17 protein-coding genes are annotated in these 19,389 nt (G+C 35.7%); 8 read left to right on the top strand and 9 right to left on the bottom strand.

Annotated elements, in window-relative coordinates; all coding sequences use genetic code 11:
• Nucleotide 1: 1 nt before the first annotated feature.
• Entirely contained in the window at nt 2–1,036 is a 1,035-nt protein-coding gene (locus CDA10_RS05110) for a hypothetical protein (RefSeq protein WP_089604401.1), read from the top strand.
• Nucleotides 1,037–1,587: 551 nt separating this feature from the next.
• Nucleotides 1,588–1,923 carry a hypothetical protein gene (locus CDA10_RS05105; RefSeq protein ID WP_089604400.1) on the top strand — a complete coding sequence of 112 codons (336 nt, stop codon included), beginning with the start codon at nt 1,588–1,590 and terminating at the stop codon, nt 1,921–1,923.
• Between the two features lie 192 nt (nt 1,924–2,115).
• On the opposite strand, the gene CDA10_RS05100 is transcribed toward CDA10_RS05105, so the two are convergent.
• Nucleotides 2,116–2,709 carry a 1-acyl-sn-glycerol-3-phosphate acyltransferase gene (locus tag CDA10_RS05100; RefSeq protein ID WP_089605159.1) on the bottom strand — a complete coding sequence of 198 codons (594 nt, stop codon included), beginning with the start codon at nt 2,707–2,709 and terminating at the stop codon, nt 2,116–2,118.
• Between the two features lie 300 nt (nt 2,710–3,009).
• Nucleotides 3,010–3,135: a hypothetical protein gene (locus tag CDA10_RS17090; protein ID WP_267284013.1), complete on the bottom strand. Its 126-nt coding sequence runs from the start codon at nt 3,133–3,135 to the stop codon at nt 3,010–3,012.
• A 287-nt stretch (nt 3,136–3,422) separates the two neighbouring features.
• Here CDA10_RS17090 and CDA10_RS05095 point away from each other — a divergent pair, with 287 nt between their 5' ends.
• A complete protein-coding gene (locus CDA10_RS05095) occupies nt 3,423–3,911 on the top strand; it encodes a copper resistance protein NlpE (protein ID WP_089604399.1) in 489 nt (162 codons plus the stop codon).
• Nucleotides 3,912–4,047: 136 nt separating this feature from the next.
• Here CDA10_RS05095 and CDA10_RS05090 read toward each other — a convergent pair whose 3' ends face one another.
• The gene (locus CDA10_RS05090) at nt 4,048–5,649 is read right to left on the bottom strand and encodes an isocitrate lyase (RefSeq protein WP_089604398.1); all 1,602 of its coding nucleotides are present in this window, start codon (nt 5,647–5,649) and stop codon (nt 4,048–4,050) included.
• A gap of 640 nt (nt 5,650–6,289) precedes the next feature.
• Between CDA10_RS05090 and CDA10_RS05085 the strand changes: the two genes are divergently transcribed.
• The 3 genes from CDA10_RS05085 to CDA10_RS05075 all read left to right on the top strand — a co-directional run bounded on the left by CDA10_RS05085 (nt 6,290) and on the right by CDA10_RS05075 (nt 10,600).
• Nucleotides 6,290–7,279 carry a LysR family transcriptional regulator gene (locus CDA10_RS05085; protein ID WP_089604397.1) on the top strand — a complete coding sequence of 330 codons (990 nt, stop codon included), beginning with the start codon at nt 6,290–6,292 and terminating at the stop codon, nt 7,277–7,279.
• Between the two features lie 141 nt (nt 7,280–7,420).
• On the top strand, nt 7,421–8,743 hold the full coding sequence (locus CDA10_RS05080; protein ID WP_089604396.1) for a polyamine export protein PaeA: 1,323 nt from the start codon (nt 7,421–7,423) through the stop codon (nt 8,741–8,743).
• Between the two features lie 513 nt (nt 8,744–9,256).
• Complete coding sequence (locus tag CDA10_RS05075; RefSeq protein ID WP_089604395.1) at nt 9,257–10,600, top strand: CitMHS family transporter; 1,344 nt, start codon at nt 9,257–9,259, stop codon at nt 10,598–10,600.
• A gap of 138 nt (nt 10,601–10,738) precedes the next feature.
• Here CDA10_RS05075 and CDA10_RS05070 read toward each other — a convergent pair whose 3' ends face one another.
• The gene (locus tag CDA10_RS05070) at nt 10,739–11,251 is read right to left on the bottom strand and encodes a hypothetical protein (protein ID WP_089604394.1); all 513 of its coding nucleotides are present in this window, start codon (nt 11,249–11,251) and stop codon (nt 10,739–10,741) included.
• Between the two features lie 314 nt (nt 11,252–11,565).
• Between CDA10_RS05070 and CDA10_RS05065 the strand changes: the two genes are divergently transcribed.
• The gene (locus CDA10_RS05065) at nt 11,566–12,576 is read left to right on the top strand and encodes a zinc-binding alcohol dehydrogenase family protein (RefSeq protein WP_089604393.1); all 1,011 of its coding nucleotides are present in this window, start codon (nt 11,566–11,568) and stop codon (nt 12,574–12,576) included.
• Nucleotides 12,577–12,705: 129 nt separating this feature from the next.
• On the opposite strand, the gene CDA10_RS05060 is transcribed toward CDA10_RS05065, so the two are convergent.
• From CDA10_RS05060 to cysD, 5 genes are all read right to left on the bottom strand, one after another.
• Nucleotides 12,706–13,698, bottom strand: coding sequence for an NAD(P)H-quinone oxidoreductase (locus CDA10_RS05060; protein WP_089604392.1), 993 nt, complete (start codon nt 13,696–13,698; stop codon nt 12,706–12,708).
• 197 nt (nt 13,699–13,895) lie between these two features.
• A complete protein-coding gene (gene darG, locus CDA10_RS05055) occupies nt 13,896–14,933 on the bottom strand; it encodes a type II toxin-antitoxin system antitoxin DNA ADP-ribosyl glycohydrolase DarG (protein ID WP_089604391.1) in 1,038 nt (345 codons plus the stop codon).
• Nucleotides 14,934–14,942: 9 nt separating this feature from the next.
• Nucleotides 14,943–15,578 (bottom strand): type II toxin-antitoxin system toxin DNA ADP-ribosyl transferase DarT, encoded by a 636-nt coding sequence (gene darT / locus CDA10_RS05050; protein WP_089604390.1) that lies wholly within the window; start codon nt 15,576–15,578, stop codon nt 14,943–14,945.
• A 180-nt stretch (nt 15,579–15,758) separates the two neighbouring features.
• On the bottom strand, nt 15,759–17,372 hold the full coding sequence (cysN, locus tag CDA10_RS05045; protein ID WP_089604389.1) for a sulfate adenylyltransferase subunit CysN: 1,614 nt from the start codon (nt 17,370–17,372) through the stop codon (nt 15,759–15,761).
• A 175-nt stretch (nt 17,373–17,547) separates the two neighbouring features.
• Complete coding sequence (gene cysD / locus CDA10_RS05040) at nt 17,548–18,456, bottom strand: sulfate adenylyltransferase subunit CysD (protein WP_029574630.1); 909 nt, start codon at nt 18,454–18,456, stop codon at nt 17,548–17,550.
• A gap of 147 nt (nt 18,457–18,603) precedes the next feature.
• On the opposite strand from cysD, the gene CDA10_RS05035 reads away from it, so the two are divergent.
• Nucleotides 18,604–19,047: a GNAT family N-acetyltransferase gene (locus CDA10_RS05035; RefSeq protein WP_089604388.1), complete on the top strand. Its 444-nt coding sequence runs from the start codon at nt 18,604–18,606 to the stop codon at nt 19,045–19,047.
• Nucleotides 19,048–19,389 lie beyond the last annotated feature (342 nt).

Genomic DNA, 19,389 nt, shown 5'->3' with positions numbered 1-19,389 from the left:
AGTGGATTTAAATCACTCATCCCCTTCGAGCGTTGCTCAAGAATTTGCTCAGGCCTTGTTGCTTGAGCAAGTTCGTTTTATTAAACAACAATTATTAGATGAAAATAATTCAAAATACATTCAAAATTTTGTCGCACAAGTTTATCAACATGCAGATCAAATTCAGTTAAAAAGCATGATTCAGCTTGAACAATTACAAGCTGTTGTTCAAAAATATGCTTTTGAATTAAATCTTGGCGCAGATATTTTAGAATTTATTGGTTTTTCTGCTCAAAAAATTCATCACTATGCGATTAATAGCGACACGATTTTTAATGATTTACTTTCCGATGATTCTTTTGATCTATGGTTATTTAAAATCTTAGAGTTGCAACAATTTAGAGATTATCTCCAAGAGAATTTGATACATAATCCACAAATACAACAAGTCAGCTTACAACTCGCCAATCAAATTGTGGAAAGCAATACCCCTTGGTTGGATCAACTTCGTCAATATACCGTTAAACAAAATCGTTTTGGTTCAAAAGTATTAAGTTTTATTCAAGATCAACAACAGAACATTGAGCTCAAATTAGAGCAACAATTGGCTTCAGCCATTCGTAAACAACTCAGTAATATCATTCTGCTACCAAATGATGATCTCGCTGATATTGTGACGCATTTATGGGCAGATATTAAACAGCGTTCACTTAAAGAAACATTTTCTCAATTTCAACCAATTGATTTTGAAGAACTGTTTATTCTAGTTTATGAGTCATGGAAACAATTACGCCAAACAGATTATATGCAACACGTCATTTTAAATGTCGTTGAGGCATTTTATGAATATTTCGGTGAATATACACTACAAGAATTATTGCTTTCTGTCGGTATAAATGAAAATGATTTATTTATCGAAGCTCAACGTTTTGCACCACATAGCTTAGCGGCTTTAGAACAACATGAATTATTGGATGATTTAATCAAATCACTCATTGAACCATTTTACTTAGATGAAAATACACAGCGCTTTATCGCAAATTATTTAAATAAATAAATGTGTTCTTAAAACCTGCAAAATAATAACTGGTTTACGATCTTGATCAATTAAGAATGGCGCACGATATGGTATGCCTACCATAATAAAGTCCCGTATTTCCCTGCCATTCGCAATATATTTTTCCCGTACACAGTTTGGATTTGTTATTAAGATATCAATTCTATTTGTAATGTCTAAATAAAACGATTTGGCTCGCGCTTCACCCCATTCTTGAATACCGTAAAAATCAATATATCAATTAAATCTTGCTCAGCTTCACTTGAATAAGCAATTTGATAAATCATTTACACTTAGCCAATATCTCACGAGGTTTCTGCCTTGTAGATGTTACATTTTCAGGATATGTTCTATTCAGTACGACAATTTTTTATAAATATTTAATGAATATTACATCACGTACAACAAGAGCAGAAATTAATTTGAGACTTTCGATTGCTGAAACATTAAACAAATAACTTCTTCATTTTAAATATGGCTATGAAATAAATCTATTTATAAACATAAAATAAGTATAAAATTTTGTGACCTATTTATTATAACTTTTCGTGATGAAAACCTCGATTTTACTCAGTGTTATCTTTATTTTAACTGGATGTGTCATTGGCACATCAAACGAAATTAAAACTGCTGAAAAACTATTAACGCAATTCAAATGCAATAATATTGAAACAACACAACTCGCACATAGCAGTATGACTAGTTACCACGAACACTCACTTGCTGTGAGTAAAGAAAAAGCAACGTCTTATGTAGAAAGTTATAAATCAGGTGATGAGTTATTTAAAATCCCCTTAAATGAAGTTGTGCAACAACAATATGATGTTTATAAATCAGCATGTGAGTCTTTGGGTGGTGTACAACAAACTGAAAATACACCTCATTAAATAGCCAAAATATTCTTAGAATTGCTTAGGCTATTTTAAATCATAATCATCCAATAATTTTCTTCACTCTTTTTATTCATAAAAAATGGATCAGTACAATTTTAAATACTGATCCACATTAAAATATTTATTATTCGCTATACTCTTAAAATAAAACTTTAAGCACATGAAGTTGAATTATTCCGGACTCAATCAACTTTCATTGTTTTTATGAAACCGTGTATCTACACTAAACAACTCTGGATGCTTGGGATTAATTTGTGCATAGAAATCCATGATTTCGGCCATATCCTTTTCATAATCCCCTGTCGGATAGACGATTTTACCAATACCTGTTTTTTTCTTCGCATAATCCATATAAGCCAATGCAATTGGAACACCTGCACTTAATGCGACATGATAAAAACCCGTTTTCCAATTTTCTTGCTTAGATCGTGTTCCTTCTGGTGTCACTAACATGACTAGTTTAGGATGAGTTTTAAATAAATCACTCATCAACTGCACCATGCTTGGTCGTGCCTCGCCATCTTGTTTTGGACGACGATCGATACCAATTCCACCCATTGCACGAACAAAAGGGCCTAATGGTAATTTCATATAACTGTCTTTGATGGTAATACGAACATTAACACCTAAAGCTTTTAACGCTAAGCGTGCATAAAGTGCATCCCAATTACTTGTATGTGGCGCTGCGATCATGACGCATTGGTCGATTGTTAAATCCCAATGATTATCAATTTCCCATCCCATTAAACCTAAACTTTGTTCAGCTAACTTTTCGAACACAATACGCACCAACAGAGAAAATTTGCTGCGAATTGTACCAATGCTTGTTGAATAAAAAAGCTACTTTTGATGAATAAAACAACGATTAATATATATGTGTATAAAATCTTATCGATAAAATTAAGTATTTTGGAATCAATAAAGTAAGTAAATTTTCACATACTAATTATTTAATACCATAAAGTATCAAATTCAATATTTTTTCTATAGTAATTATCAAAATTTATTTTATGGTTGAATCATAAGATTGGAATTATCAATCACTTGATAAATAACCCAACTTTTTGTTCAAGTTTTCACTTATATAGACTCATCACCATTTTCAATAATTTGTTTAAGACCTGTTCCATCTACAAATCCAAATATTTTAACGGTTTTGTGTAATTGTAAATCTTGATCATGTTCAATCACAGCCGATTCAATCAAACATTTAATTTACTTTAAATCGTGTTGCTTTAAATCATGGTCAAGTGATTGATGTATAGGAGCAACTTATTCTGCTAAATGTGTCATAAAGAATCAGATCCAATTAGAAAGGAAAACTGTATACAAACTCGTAACCATAATCTGTGAAAAAATCCAGTCATGCTACATATTATATCAATTCATTACATGATTCTTATGTTGCTAAGATCATGAGATTTATATGCTAGAGTAAGTCCAAATCTTTATATTTTAGTCATTTTTTACGTTTAATCTTATTGGTGAATATAATGAAGAAAACAGTAATCACGCTGTCTACTGTCGCTTTACTCCTTACAGCTTGCGCAAAACCGACACATAATGCCGCTGAAGATATTCAAACCACAGCACAAACTCAAGCTGCAGCAGACCATGAAGCAGCAACCCCTACTGTGGATTCTGAACATAACGCACAAACTAGCTTAGATTGGGCTGGAGAATATCTTGGTTTATTGCCGTGTGCAGACTGTTCTGGTATCGAAACAAAGCTAGAGCTCAAACAAGACGATACTTACGAACTCACTGAAAAATATCAAGACAAAGGTGATGGTAAAGAGTTTAAGTCCCAAGGAACATTCAGTTTTGATTCATCAGGATCAATAATCACACTAGATCAAAATGCAGAAAATCGTAAATTCTTTATCGGTGAAAATTATATCGAAGCACGTGAATTTGAAACAGGTGAAAAAATTGATGGTCCTCTTGCGGATCACTATAAATTGCACAAAGAACTAAAATAAGCTTAAGTAATTGACTCAATCTTAAATCATTTTAAAGTCAGTTGTATTTACTAGAAATTTAATTTAAAACGATAAATTTTTAGCCATAAAAAAACCCTGCTTATGCAGGGTTTCTTTTTGAATCATTCAGGAGGGATTAACCACCGAATTGGTTCATTGTGTTTTTAGCATCATCGTGCGCTTTAAGAGCGTTGTCACCAGAGAAGATTTCTTTGTGATCATCACCGATGTCAGAACCAGCCATTGCTTGGTGTTTAACACATGCGATCGTACCACGGATCTCTTTACGTTGAACGCCAGCAACATAAGCTAACATACCTTGGTCACCGAAGTAACCTTTAGCAAGCTCATGTGTAGAAAGAGCAGCTGTATGGTAAGTTGGAAGTGTGATCAAGTGATGGAACACACCAGCTTCACGAGAAGCATCTGCTTGGAATGTACGTACTTTTTCATCAGCATCAGCAGCTAATTCAGTCGCATCGTACTCAGCGCTCATTAATTTAGCACGGTCATAAGCAGAAACGTCTTTACCTTCAGCAACCCAACGGTCGTAAGCTTGTTGACGGAAGTTTAAAGTCCAGTTGAATGATGGGCTGTTGTTATAAACAAGCTTAGCATTTGGAACTGTTTCACGTACACGGTTAACCATGTGAGCGATTTCTTCTACGTTTGGAGTCGCAGTTTCGATCCAAAGAAGGTCAGCACCATTTTGTAAGCTAGATACGCAGTCAAGTACAACACGGTCAATTTGAGTGTCAGCACGGAACTGATATAAGCCAGAAGCTAAACGCTTAGGACGGTGTAATTTACCATCACGTTTGATCAAGATTTCATCTTCTTGAGCATCAGCAATGTCAATTTCAGTTGTATCTAAGTAGCTGATGTATTGAGAAGCGATGTCACCTGGCTCTTTAACCACTGGGATTTTTTGAGTTAAGTCAGCGCCTTCAGAGTCAGTACGTGCAACGATGATACCATCATCAACACCCATTTCTAAGAATGCATAACGTAATGCATGGATTTTAGAGATGAAGTCTTCATGTGGAACAGTTACTTTACCAGCTTGGTGACCACATTGTTTAGCATCAGATACTTGGTTTTCAATTTGAAGCGCACAAGCACCAGCTTCGATCATTTTACGAGCAAGTAAGTAAGTCGCTTCTTCGTTACCGAAACCAGCGTCGATGTCAGCAATAATTGGCACAACGTGAGTTTGGAAACCATCGATTTGAGCAGTGATTTCAGCAGCTTTAGCAGTATCACCAGCTTCGTTTGCTTTTTTAAGCGCACGGAACAAATCGTTTAATTCTTTCGCATCAGCTTGACGTAAGAATGTGTAGATTTCTTCGATCAACGCAGGTACAGAAGTTTTTTCGTGCATAGATTGGTCAGGAAGTGGACCGAATTCTGAACGAAGTGCAGCAACCATCCAACCAGAAAGGTAGATGTAACGACGGTCAGTTGTACCGAAGTATTTTTTGTTCGCAATCATTTTTTGTTGTGCGATAAAGCCATGCCAGCAGCCTAAAGACTGAGTATATTGGCTAGAATCAGCATCATAAGCCGCCATATCACGACGCATAATCGCAGCTGTATATTTAGCAATATCTAAACCAGTTTTGAATTGGTTTTGCATTTGCATACGTGCAGCATCTTCTGGGCTGATATCGCGCCAAGTGCTACCGAATTTTGCTTTTAATTCGCGGATTGCATCAATCGCTGTTTGATATGTAGACATGATATTTTCCTGTAATAATATTAGGATTTCATCAATCGAAGGGCCAAATCCACTCGCTATTTGATTGCTCAGACTTAGCGCACTTCGTTGTTATGGGATAAGCTTAGTTTGACTACATCAATTAATCCAATATTCTCTGTTAATTTTCAGTATTTATTTAAAAAATATACAGATCAAAGCTGTATTATAATTAAATAAAATTAATATAAATAATTGTTTTTTATCAATTTCACTTGTTTCAAATTTTTAATAAATTGATCAAAAATAAAGCATTGTATTGTTTTTTTATTCATTAGACTTAAGTCTGAGCTTGTAACAAAATAACTTGATCAGCTTTTTTTTGACGATATTATGGCAAAAACCTCAGTGAATATTAATTTTAAACGATTCGATTTCAAATCACCACGCGACCGTATACATCCATCAGCAGATTTTGATCACTTATGTCATCGCAGAAAATAGCTTTAACCTTTATAAATGTGAGCAAGAAATTTAATTTAAAACTTATCTATTTCACATCAAGTTAAATACTTAATTTTGAAAATAACATGACGTTTTTTTCATCTGCTTTTCACACAAAACCATTTCCTTATGGCATAATCCAAAATTATTTCATAATTTTATTTTCGGTATTTATTTTATGAATCTGGAGCGGGTCGACCTTAATCTTCTTATTTACCTTGATGTTCTTCTTCGCGAAAAAAATGTAACTCGTGCAGCAGAGCAATTAGGCGTTACCCAGCCTGCAATGAGTAATATTTTACGTCGTTTACGTAATTTATTTAATGATCCACTTTTGATTCGCTCATCTGAAGGAATGACTCCAACAGAACGTGCTTTAGAATTACAACCTCGTATTCGTGATGCACTTTCTGATTTGTCTATGATTTTGGAACCGCGCACAGAATTTCGACCTTATACCTCAAATCGTGTTTTCCGCATCATGACCTCTGATTATGCGGAAGCGACTTTAGTTCCTCGCTTGGTTAAAGCATTACGTTCTGAAGCACCGAATGTCGTTCTAGATTTCTTGACGCCAAGTGATGTGTCTTATCGTGATATGGAACAAGGTAAAGTTGATTTAGCGATTAACCGTTTCAATGAAATTCCACAAAGCTTCCATCAGGTTTTGGTATGGCGTGATAGTTTTTCATGTTTATTGAATAACAAACACCCTGCTGCAACCAATTTAAATCTAAAAAGCTATTTAGATGCACAACATATTTGGGTATCTAAAACAGGGATGGGCGTAGGTTTTGGTGTTAATCCTGAAAAACAAGCAGGTTTAGGATGGATTGATCAAGCTTTAGAGCGTATTGGGCAAAAACGTAAAATTTCTGTTTTTACACGTCATTATCAAATGCCAGCTTTATTGGCATCCAATGTTGACTTGATTGCAACATTACCGACACGTATTGCTCGTTTACAAGCGAAGAGTCAAAACTTACTCATTAAAGATCCTCCTTTTTATATTCCTGAATTTGAATTAAAAATGGCATGGTGTCCTTTACTTCATCATCACCCTGCGCATCGCTGGTTAAGACAATTAATCCTCTATGTTGCTCGTCAAATGATCGAAGAAGAAAATCGTGAATTTATGCAAAATAATTCGCATTTTTCTCAGTATTAATAGAAATTTACTTAAATTCTTATCATTTCAAGATTATACTTATTTTAAGTCGGTGGTGAGTTACTCACTACCGTCTCCTTTTATGTGTTAAGTTATTGTATCAATAATATCTCATTATAATGATGATCCACAGGTGGATTCGTGAGCCTCTTCCAGAATATCGTAATCATCGCAATACTCATTGCAGGAGCAGGTTTTTTATCTTTAACTGAAATTGCACTTGCTGGTGCGCGAAAAGTTAAACTCAAAATTCTTGCAGAATCAGGTGATGAACGTGCTCAAAAAGTTTTAGACTTACAGCAAAATTCAGCTAATTTTTTTGCTGCCTCTCAAATTGGCTTAAATGCTGTTGCTATTCTTGGCGGTATTTTAGGTGAAGGTGCATTTCGTCCCTATTTCTTTGAATTGGTTTCTCGCTTCTATGTCGGAGATTGGGCTGAAACGATCAGTTTCGTGCTCTCATTCACCTTAGTGACTTCTTTATTTATTCTTTTTGCAGATCTAATGCCAAAGCGTTTGGCTATGATTGCACCTGAAAAAATCGCTGTTTCAGTCATCAATCCTATTCAAATTTTTATCGTGATTTGTAAACCTTTAGCATGGTTTATCAATGCGATTGCCAATATGTTGTTTCGCTTATTTAAAGTGAATACTACACGTGAAGACAATATTACCTTTGATGATATTTCTGCTGTGATGGATGCTGGTGCACAAGCAGGTGTTTTACAAAAGCAAGAACATCATTTTATTGAAAATGTATTTGAACTTGAAGAACGTAATGTTCCATCAAGTATGACTACTCGTGAAAATGTAGTGTATTTTACACTCAAAGAATCTGAAGCCAGTATTCGTCAGAAATTGGCTGAATATCCATATTCTAAATTTTTAGTGTGTAGTGAAAATATTGATGATGTGATTGGTTATATTGACGCCAAAGATATTTTGGTACGTATTCTTAATAATCAATCTTTACTGCAATTAAATGAAAATACTATTCGTACTGTTCTCACCATCCCAGATACCTTAACGCTTTCTGAATTATTAGACCGCTTTCGTTCAACTAAAGAAAAATTTGCTGTTGTCATCAATGAATACGCGCTCGTTGTTGGTGTGATTACCCTTTCAGATATTATGATTACTGTAATGGGTGATTGGGTTACGCCAATTGATGAAGAATTACAAATTATTAAACGTGATAATAATTCATGGTTGATTGAAGGTAGTACACCGATTGAAGACATGAAACATGCCTTAGCGATTGATGAAATGCCTGATGAAGAAAGCTATGAAACGCTTGCTGGTTTTATGATGTATCAATTGCGTAAAATTCCAAGACCTGCGGATACGGTGATTTTTGGTGGTTATAAATTTGAAGTGGTTGATGTCGATCATTTTAAAATTGACCAACTTTTAGTTACACGCTTACTTGAAAGGCCTGAGCCTGAATCACCAGAAGAATCTTAAACTTTTACTCCATTTTTATTCATTGTTGCGTATTTAAAACTAGACCAAACAAAAAAATTGTTTGGTCTTTTAATTTCTCTAAAAAATTAAATAGAGAACATACCAGTCCACTCATTTTCAAACCGTTGTAATAACTATATCCTCTCCACAAAACTGGCTAAAAACCTCTCCATATAAGACTTAAGTATAAGTACGCTACTTTAGCCCAAATGATCATTCATATATAAATTTTAGAAATATGAAAAATATCTAAAATTTATGAATTAATTTTTAAAAAAATAAAATATTTTAAAAACAATAACTTAAAAATATGCACCAATTTAGGGTTAAAAATTATACCCGAATATAAGCCCATGTTTATTAATCACTATTTATTTAAAAAATAATCATCATTTCAATATTTTTTTTTATATATTTTAATTCCTCTCATAAATCTTTAGCATCTATCAATACCCACAGTACCAAAACATCAAAGGCTTTCAATAGTAAAAAGTCTTACTCAAGGATTGAACCATGTTAACCGTATTAGGTTTGGGCATGATCTTGTGCTTTATGTACTTGATTATGTCTAGACGAATGACTCCTCTTGCAGCGCTTACTCTTATTCCTATTTTATTTTCGCTTATAGCTTACGGTCTTAGCTTTTATGTAGATAGCTTATCCCATATTGAAATCAAAGAACTCGGCGAAATGATGCTCGAAGGTGTGAAAAAACTTGCACCTACTGGGGTCATGCTACTTTTCGCTATTCTTTACTTTGCCATCATGATTGATACAGGTTTATTTGACCCTTCTGTCAAATTCATCCTTAAATTGGTAAAAGGCGATCCGCTTAAAGTCGTAATCGGTACAATCACACTTACTATCATTGTTTCACTCGATGGTGATGGTTCAACCACTTATATGATCTGTGTTGCTGCAATGCTTCCGCTCTACAAACGCTTAGGTATGAGTCCACTGATCATGGCATGTTTAATGATGCTAGCAAGTGGAATCATGAATCTAACGCCTTGGGGTGGCCCTACCGCACGTGCTGCCAGTGCTTTGCATGTAGATCCAAGCGATGTATTCGTTCCGATGATTCTGCCAATGATCGTTGCGATTATTTGGTTGTATTTCCTTGGCTTTATGTATGGTCGTATGGAACGTAAACGCTTAGGTATTGTTGAACTTGATATTAGTCATGGTGATGATATTCAAATCTCGACAAATCCAGAAGCAAACCGTGCTCATTTAAGATGGTTTAATGGTTTATTAACACTCGTATTGATGGTTTGCCTTGTAAAAGGCGTATTGCCAATGCCGATTTTATTTATGGTTGCCCTATGTATTGCATTGGTTGTGAACTATAAAGATATCGACATGCAAAAGAGTTTGGTTGCACATCATGCAGGCAGTGCCTTAAACGTTGTTGGTATTATTTTCGCCGCAGGTATTTTCACAGGCATTCTGTCTGGTACAGGTATGGTCGATGCAATGTCTAAGGAATTGGTTGCGATTATTCCGGATAGCATGGGGCCTTACTTAGCACCAATTACAGCCATTGTGAGCATGCCTTTGACCTTCTTTATGTCAAATGACGCATTCTATTATGGCGTCCTACCTATTTTATCTGAAGCAGCAAGCCACTACGGCATTACTCCAGTTGAAATGGCACGAGCTTCAATTGTAGGTCAACCTGTACATTTACTCTCACCACTGGTTCCGTCAACTTATTTATTGTGTGGATTGGCAGGTATTGAATTTGGGCAACATCAAAAGTTTGCAATCAAATGGGCAATTGTGACCTGTTTAGTGATGTTAGCGACAGCTTTAGTTTTTGGTATTTTCCCACTGTATTCAACACTTGGTTCTTAATATCTTTGATATGTGAATCGATAATATAATATGTAAAAAGCACCATTCAATGGTGCTTTTTTGACTTTGCGTCTTGTCCAAGAATAAGCTTAGTACTAGACGTATTCTTCCTAACTCAGCTTATACCTGACCTAAAACTTAATTACCACCATAAAGATGAATCAATTGATCAAGCACGCCTTGATAATGAATTGAAATATCATCTGCTAAAATTTTATAAGCACTATCGAACTGAACCATTGGCCAACCCTCTTTCCAAAAAGGAAAAATGTTGTGCAAATCACGTGTTACAGTGGCATCTTCACGAATGATTGCTTGCGCAACTTGTGACAAAACCTGTGCTGTTTCTGCGCCATCAATGGCTAAATAATCGATACCACGTACTTTTAAAATTCGAATACGGTCTTTCTTATAACGAATCTTTTTCGCTTGGGCTTCATTCAAATCTAAAGCCAAAGTTACAGCTTCAACAAACTTCTCTTCAAAGCTATCATGCAATGCAACCAAAGCGCGTTTATGTGCTTCTTGACGCCCTGCTTTTCCACCATCACGAATGATTTTTTGTGCTTCGACATCCAGTTCATCCGATTTCATCGATTGTAGAACGTCTAAAATTTCAATATCACTTAATGATGAAGAAGAATCTGTCATGGGAGCCTTAAAACAATGAGATAAATAGAAGCACTATTTTCGCATAATTTTAAAATTAAATCAGAGATAATACAGATAATGTTACGCTGACTAGATAAAGCGCTCTTCTCTCTAACAATTGATCAAAATTTAAAGCGAATAGTTTGAATTAAACAAGCGACAAAAGATGGAAATTATTCAATCAAGCTATTGCGTTTTCATTGTCTAAAAATTCAATTATTTTTCACATAAAATGTATGCATACACAATTCTGTACTTTCTAAGTCATTCAATTTTTGCTATTCATTTATCAGAAGATAAAATGGAGAAATCGAATGAAAGCAGTTGCCTACAAGAAACCTTTACCTATTTCACAACCTAATGTTTTTTCAGATATTGAAATAGAGAAACCCGCTGCAACTGGACACGATCTTTTGGTTGAAGTGAAAGCCATTTCGGTTAATCCTGTCGATATTAAAATGCGTCAACGTACTTCAAGTGAAAATGAAACATGGAAAATTTTAGGGCATGATGCAGTTGGTATTGTAAGGGCTGTAGGTGAACAAGTTCAGCACTTCAAAGTCGGCGACGAAGTCTTTTATGCAGGCTCGAATCAACGCAGTGGTTCTTATGCAGAGTTTCAATTGGTCGATGAAAGAATCGTTGGACACAAGCCAAAAACATTAAGCGATGCAGAAGCTGCTGCCCTGCCTTTAACGTCAATTACGGCATGGGAAATGCTGTTTGATCGTTTAAAAGTACAAGAAGCTGCAGATTTGAATGCCGTTATCTTAGTGATTGGTGCTGCGGGTGGCGTCGGTTCAATTGCGGTACAACTTTTAAAGGCTTTGACCAATCTTAAAGTCATTGCAACTGCTTCACGTCCTGAGTCCAAAGCATGGTTAGAATCCATTGGTGCGGATTATATTATCGATCACCACCACCCCTTAGAACAGCAAGTACTTGATTTGAATATTGGTTTACCTGATTATATTTTTTCAATTACAGGTACTGCGGGTTATACCCAATCAATTGCTAGCTTAATTGCGCCACAAGGTCACTTTGGCTTGATTGATGACCCTGACAATTTTGTAATCAATCCTTTTAAAATCAAATCTGTAGCAATTCATTGGGAATCTATGTTTACTCGTTCTACATTCCAAACACATGATATGCCACGCCAAAGACAAATTTTAAATCACCTCGCTGAATTGGTTGAACAAGGTAAAATTAAAACCACATTGTCTGAGAATTTAGGTGTGATTAATGCTGAAAATATTGTGAAAGCACATACCTTGATCGAAAGTGGAAAGAGTATTGGGAAAATTGTATTAGAAGGTTTCTAGGTTTAAGCTTGGGGTTTGAATTTTTATTTTCCGTTTTAATCTCTAGCGTTCTTAAGCTAAAAATAAACGCCTCATTTCAATAGAAAGAGGCGTTTATTCATAGTTATATCAACAAAATACAAATTGTATTTAAATCACTTCAACCACCACTTTACCAATATGTTCACCTGTATCCATAATCGCATGCGCGTCTTGGATTTGATCGAATTTAAAGGTTTTATAGATCATCGGCAAACATTCACCTTTTGCCCAAAGTGGAGCAACTTGTTGTTGTATGCCCTGCGCAATTTCAGCTTTTTCCGTCGTCGTTCTTGCACGCATGGTCGAGCCAGTGATGGTCAATCGCTTCATCATAATTTGACCGAGTGAAATCTCTTTGGCTTTTGCACCTGCTAAGAATGCGATATAAACCAAACGTCCATCACGGCGAAGTAAGCTTAAGTTCTTTTCTAAATACGGTGCACCGACCATATCGAGAATAATATCAACACCTTGATTGTTGGTTTTTTCTTGGATCGCCTGTTCAAAATCTTGAGTTTTATAGTTAATCGCATCAGTTAAATCTACGATGGCTTGTACCTTTTCATCTGAACCCACAGTTGCAAAGGTCTTGATTCCAAATGCTTTACATAGCATCAGTACCGTTGTACCAATCCCACTTGCACCACCATGTACCAATAGTGTTTCACCTGCTTTTGCTTTCGCCATTTGGAATACATTTGCCCAAACGGTGAAAAATGTTTCAGGTATAGCCGCAGCTTGGACAAAGCTCACACCTTCAGGAATGGTTAATGTCTGACTTTGCGGAACGACACAGTATTCTGCATAGCCACCACCATTGGTTAAACCACAAACTTTATCACCGACTTTAAACTGGGTAACATCTGCACCAACGGCTTCCACGACTCCTGCAACTTCTAAGCCTGGTACTGGGGTCACGCCTTTAGGCATTGGATATAAGCCTTGACGTTGTAAAATATCAGGACGGTTAATACCAAATGCATGTACTTTGACCAAGACTTCATCCGCTTTTGCTTGCGGGATTGCAACCGTTTCATAAGCGAGTTTATCTACGCCACCGGGTTCTGTAATGATGACGTGTTGCATAGTTGCCTGAGACATTGTTCGCTCCTAAGTCTTTCAATACTTTTCAAGTTTTATGTATAGAAACATAAAACTTTGTGGCTTTGAAGAATAGTGGACTTATGTATGAAAGGTTTAAAAGTAATTCATATTTTAACTAGGTCTCTATAAAATTCTGTTAATAAAGCTTAATCATCTCACATCAATCTATCAATAAAAAACTACCTTTCGATAGTTTAAGAAATTACACAATTATTTTGTAAGTTTTTATATGCAATACCAATTTGTCGGGGTGTAAAATTCTTTTTATTTAGGTTCCAATTATGAACTTTTTGCACTAAATCATCCATATCACTAGCCCCCTCATATTTAGCAATCCAATGAACAGATGCTAACAACTCCAATCCATATCTACTTTCAAAACCATCGACTATATCTATAACTTTTTCAAAACGCTTCAACGTCTCAGGATAATTTTTCAAAAATTTTTGCGCTTCTTCAATAGCTCCTGGTACTAAAATTAAAGTTTTTGAAGGATCATCTCCTCCATCCTCATAACCATGAATGTAGTGCCCTTCCATTACATTTAATACATGTCTTAAGTTATTAGCATAAGGCCCATAGTGTGCTTTTTTATAGTTCAGCCTTAATGGCTCTCCAACTTCTTGCAAAAAATACAAAAGTTTTTGAACCTCTAACAGTGATACAAAAGGATCCAATAGACCTTTCAAATACCGTTGTATTAATTCAATTAAGATTGCACGACCAGGAGTCATCTTTGGTACTTCTCTATTGATTACTTTCTCAATGTTTGCATCTAAATTTAATGGCTCATAAACAAGAATATCAACATCAGGTAAGCCATCTAAATGTTTAACTATTTTCTTTTTTACAACATCCCAATCCAAACCGCCTAATCCAGCACCTAATGGTGGAATTGCAATGGAACCTATTTTTTTGCTTTTTATTTCTGTAACTAAGCTCTCTAAACCTGCCTCAATATCTTCTAAACGACTTGCACCTTTCCAATGTCTTTTTGTTGGAAAATTAATAATAAATTTTGGATTTGTAAGCCCTAATGTTTCAAAAATAAACATTTTTCCAGGTATTACTTCATTTCGCTTACAAGCTAAAGCATATTGTTTAAAGTTTTCTGGCCATGCTTTTTTAAATTGAAGAGCTATGCCTCTTCCCATTACACCTACACAATTAACTGTATTTACAATAACTTCGACGTCTGCTTTTAATATGTCGCCATGAGTGAATTTAATCATAACGAAATCTCAATAATACCAATCAGGTTGAATTCTAACATGTGGTCTATGACTTTGCCCAACTAATAAAGTAGTTACTTGATTAAACACAACCTGATTTTTAACACCTATCTCTTTAACTAAACACCAAGGAACCAAATTTTCAATCAAAAATTCTGCTTGTTTATATTCTCTGCAACTACTCCAATATCGACTTAAAATAGCCTCCCAATCCAACTTATTTAAGTCATTTAAATTATTGAAGTCTTCAAAAAACCTAGAACCTGCATTTGTTGAAGTAAAAACCCAACGCTTTAAACTACGTACAGCCCATTGAATACACTCATCCATCTCAAACCTCAAATGAATGATTTGAGATTGTCCATCATTATATGCAAGTTGTGAACTGCCTTGATGAATCATATAAAGCATTACAGATCTAGGACAAAAATAAAATGGAACACATTCACCAACATGTAAATCAGGATAACAACTAAAAGTTAAATCAACTAAACGTCTTTGTTTAATATGGTTTAAACCTATTACCGTACCACCAAACTGCTTTTGTGACACAAGACTATCTGATAACAAACCATTTGATATAATTGAAGATAATTTATCAATATGCACGATATGATATAAATCAGGATTAAGCGGTATAGTCATAGGATCATCCATGAAGCTTGTGATTATTTTTATTGGGTTACTTTTTGAAAATTCAACTTATTGTTTATTTTTCTTATTAACTAATATTACGCAGTAACCATATTTTTGGGGGTAGGTAACATCAGTTATTAAAAAAACAAAAACCCGCCTCACGGCGGGTTTATCAATCCATCCAATCTCTTACAGACGAACCAATTCCACAATTTTCTCAGCCAATTCTTCAACAGCATCTTGTGCAAATACAACATCTGCACCCTGTTCAACATCGGTAATCACCACGATACCCGTCTGACGAAGTAAGGCAACTTGCTCAGCAGACAGACCTGCTTTTGCAATCGCAACTACACCCTGTTGAATCAACAAGCTTTCAAGTGCTTGAGCATTTTCAAGTGCTTGAGTAGATACAGCCACTACAGCAGGTTTTTGACCTAAACGAGCAGCACGATCTTCAGCAGTGACAGGTTCATTGTGTGCAGTCCATTCAACTGCGGCTTCAACCATACCAGCGCCAACAGTCACATTGCTTAAACGGTCGATAAAAATAAACGAACCTGTATAACGACTGTCTTGATAACGGTCAAATACCACAGGTGCATCGAACTCAACGTCGATATCTGCAATCGCATTCAATTCAAGCTGATCAACCTGAGTATGCTCAAGCGTATTCACATTGGTACGATAGTTGATTTTAGATACTTTCGCAGGAATGGTTTGAGTACCAATCTTGATGTTATATAACTTACCAATCACCAAAGGCTGGTCGGTCATCCACACCACAGAAGCACGTACAGAACGAGACAATAATGGTTGTTCGCCTGCTTTGACCAAGACATTACCACGTGAAATATCAATCTCATCGTTCAATGTCAAAGTCACAGCTTGACCTGCAATCGCATGTTCAAGATTGCCATCAAAAGTCACAATCTCTTTAACTGTTGATTTCTTGCCTGATGGTAAAGCCACGATTTCATCGCCAACTTTAATTTCACCTAGAGCAATCGTTCCACAGAAACCACGGAAATCAAGATTTGGACGGTTGACGTACTGCACAGGGAAACGGAATTCATGCGCACTGGTATCACGTGTAATTTCAACCGTTTCTAGGGTATTCATCAAGGTTTTGCCTGTATACCAAGGCGTATTTGGTGATGGATTAACAACATTATCACCATTTAACGCTGAAATTGGCGTAAAGATGATATTGGCAGGTTTACGATCACCTAACTGATTGATAAAGTTCTCATATTCCACCTGGATTTCGTTAAAACGAGCTTCTGAAAACTCAACCAAATCCATTTTGTTAATCGCAACAACAATATTGCGAATACCCAATAGGCTCGCAATAAAGGTATGACGACGAGTCTGAGTTTGTACGCCGTAACGTGCATCAATCAGGATAATCGCCAAATCAGCAGTCGATGCACCTGTTGCCATGTTACGAGTATATTGCTCATGCCCAGGTGTGTCTGCAATGATGAACTTACGTTTTTCAGTTGAGAAATAACGATAAGCCACATCAATAGTAATACCCTGCTCACGCTCAGCTTGTAGACCGTCTACAAGTAATGCCAAATCTGGTGCATCACCTGTCGTACCTACTTTCTTCGAGTCACGAGTAACCGCTTGCAACTGATCTTCATAAATTAATTTTGAATCGTAAAGCAAACGACCGATTAACGTTGATTTACCATCGTCTACGTTACCGCAAGTTAGAAAGCGCAAAAGGTCTTTATTTTCATGCTGTTTTAAATATGCCAAGATGTCTTGGCTAATTAACTCTGATTGATGAGACATTGCTCAAAACTCCACAAATTCGTTGAAATCGGTTTTTTAAATCTCTTTAATCCCTCTAAATCTCCCTTTGTTAAGGGAGACTTTGTCCTTTACTTAAAAAGGGCTTTGTCTCCATTTTGATTTAGGAGTAACCCCTCTTTCAAAGAAAGGCTTAGGAGGAGATTTATAAAAACAGTTAGAAATAACCTTCTTGCTTTTTCTTTTCCATCGAGCCAGCTTCATCATGGTCAATCATACGACCTTGACGCTCTGAACTCGTAGCTAAAAGCATTTCTTGGATAATTTCAGGCAATGTCGTTGCAGTAGATTCAACTGCACCTGTCAATGGATAACAGCCTAAAGTACGGAAACGTACCGATTTCATTTGCGGAACTTCGCCTTCTTTTAAGCGCATACGCTCATCATCAACCATGATCAGTGTACCGCTACGTTCAACCACTGGACGTTCAGCAGCTAAATATAAAGGAACCAAAGGAATACTTTCTTGGTAGATATATTGCCAAATGTCTAACTCAGTCCAGTTTGACAATGGGAATACACGAATACTTTCGCCTTTATTCACTTTACCATTGTAAAGGTTCCACAATTCCGGACGTTGGTTTTTAGGATCCCAACGGTGTTTAGAATCACGGAAAGAATAAACACGCTCTTTGGCACGTGATTTTTCTTCATCACGGCGTGCACCACCAAATGCAGCATCAAACTGATACTTGTCCAAAGCTTGTTTTAAGCCTTGGGTTTTCATGATGTCAGTATATTTAGAGCTACCATAATCAAATGGGTTTACACCTGCATCACGACCTTCTTTGTTTTGATGGACAATAAGATCAAAACCATGTTCTTTCGCCATGTTGTCACGGAATGTGATCATGTCTTTAAACTTCCAACCTGTGTCAACATGCAACAGTGGGAAAGGAAGTTTTGCAGGATAAAATGCTTTTAAAGCAAGATGCAGCATCACTGCTGAGTCTTTCCCGATAGAGTAAAGCATTACTGGATTTTCAAATTCAGCAGCAACTTCACGGATAATATGAATACTCTCAGCCTCAAGCTGTTTTAGATGAGTGAGTCTTTCCTCAGATATAGACATTGACAGCACCAGCTCACAAAAAAGTGTACTTATTACACATATTAAAATTTATATTCATTATAGTGATTTACACTGCAATTCTTTTGCTTGTTTTTTTATATTGATATATAAAAACATCATAAACAAAATTTAGAGTTTGCAATGAACACACAAATTATCGCATTAGAAGAGATTAATTTTGAACAATGGCTTCCACTTTGGCAAAGCTACTTAACTTTTTATAAAACACAATTGAGCGATGAACAAATAAGATTATCTTGGAAGCGAATCACAAATCCTGAACAGGTAGATATATTTGGTTTTGCAATAAAAGTGGGTGAGAATGTCGTTGGTTTTGCTCATTTAAATTCACATTTAAGCACATGGACAGCTTTACCTTATTGTTACTTGCAAGATTTGTATGTAGACGAACATTTTAGAAATCAAGGCATAGTGCGAAAGTTAATTGGACATTGTTACCAAGCTTGCGCGGGTAAATTTGATCGAGTTTATTGGCTCACTCAAGAGTCGAATCACACAGCGCAACAACTTTATGACCGTATTGCCAGTAAAACTGGGTTTATTCAATATAAACATACGTTATAGGTACTAAAATAAAGATTAGAACAATAAAGCAATGAAATTACAGACAAAAAAAAGCTTACCCTCTCAAGTAAGCGATCATTTGCACATAAAGTACAAAGTGGAGGTCTTGTACTTAAAGTTGATACCCTTCTTTATTTTAATTAAAGTCATGCTAAAGAAGTTGTTTAATCATAGTTAAAAAAATTACTCAAGGATATCCCTAGAATTGGGTATTTTTTTATAAAAAATTTACTTTAGAATAGTAAAATTTCTCTTTCAATTTAACAAAACTGCATATCTTAAAATGAATTTTTAGCAATAAAAAAAGACTTATTTTATTCAAAATAAGTCTATAAAAGTTCA

The organism is Acinetobacter piscicola, assembly GCF_002233755.1.
Taxonomy (GTDB): domain Bacteria; phylum Pseudomonadota; class Gammaproteobacteria; order Pseudomonadales; family Moraxellaceae; genus Acinetobacter; species Acinetobacter piscicola.
This window is presented reverse-complemented; position numbering and strand designations above follow the sequence as displayed.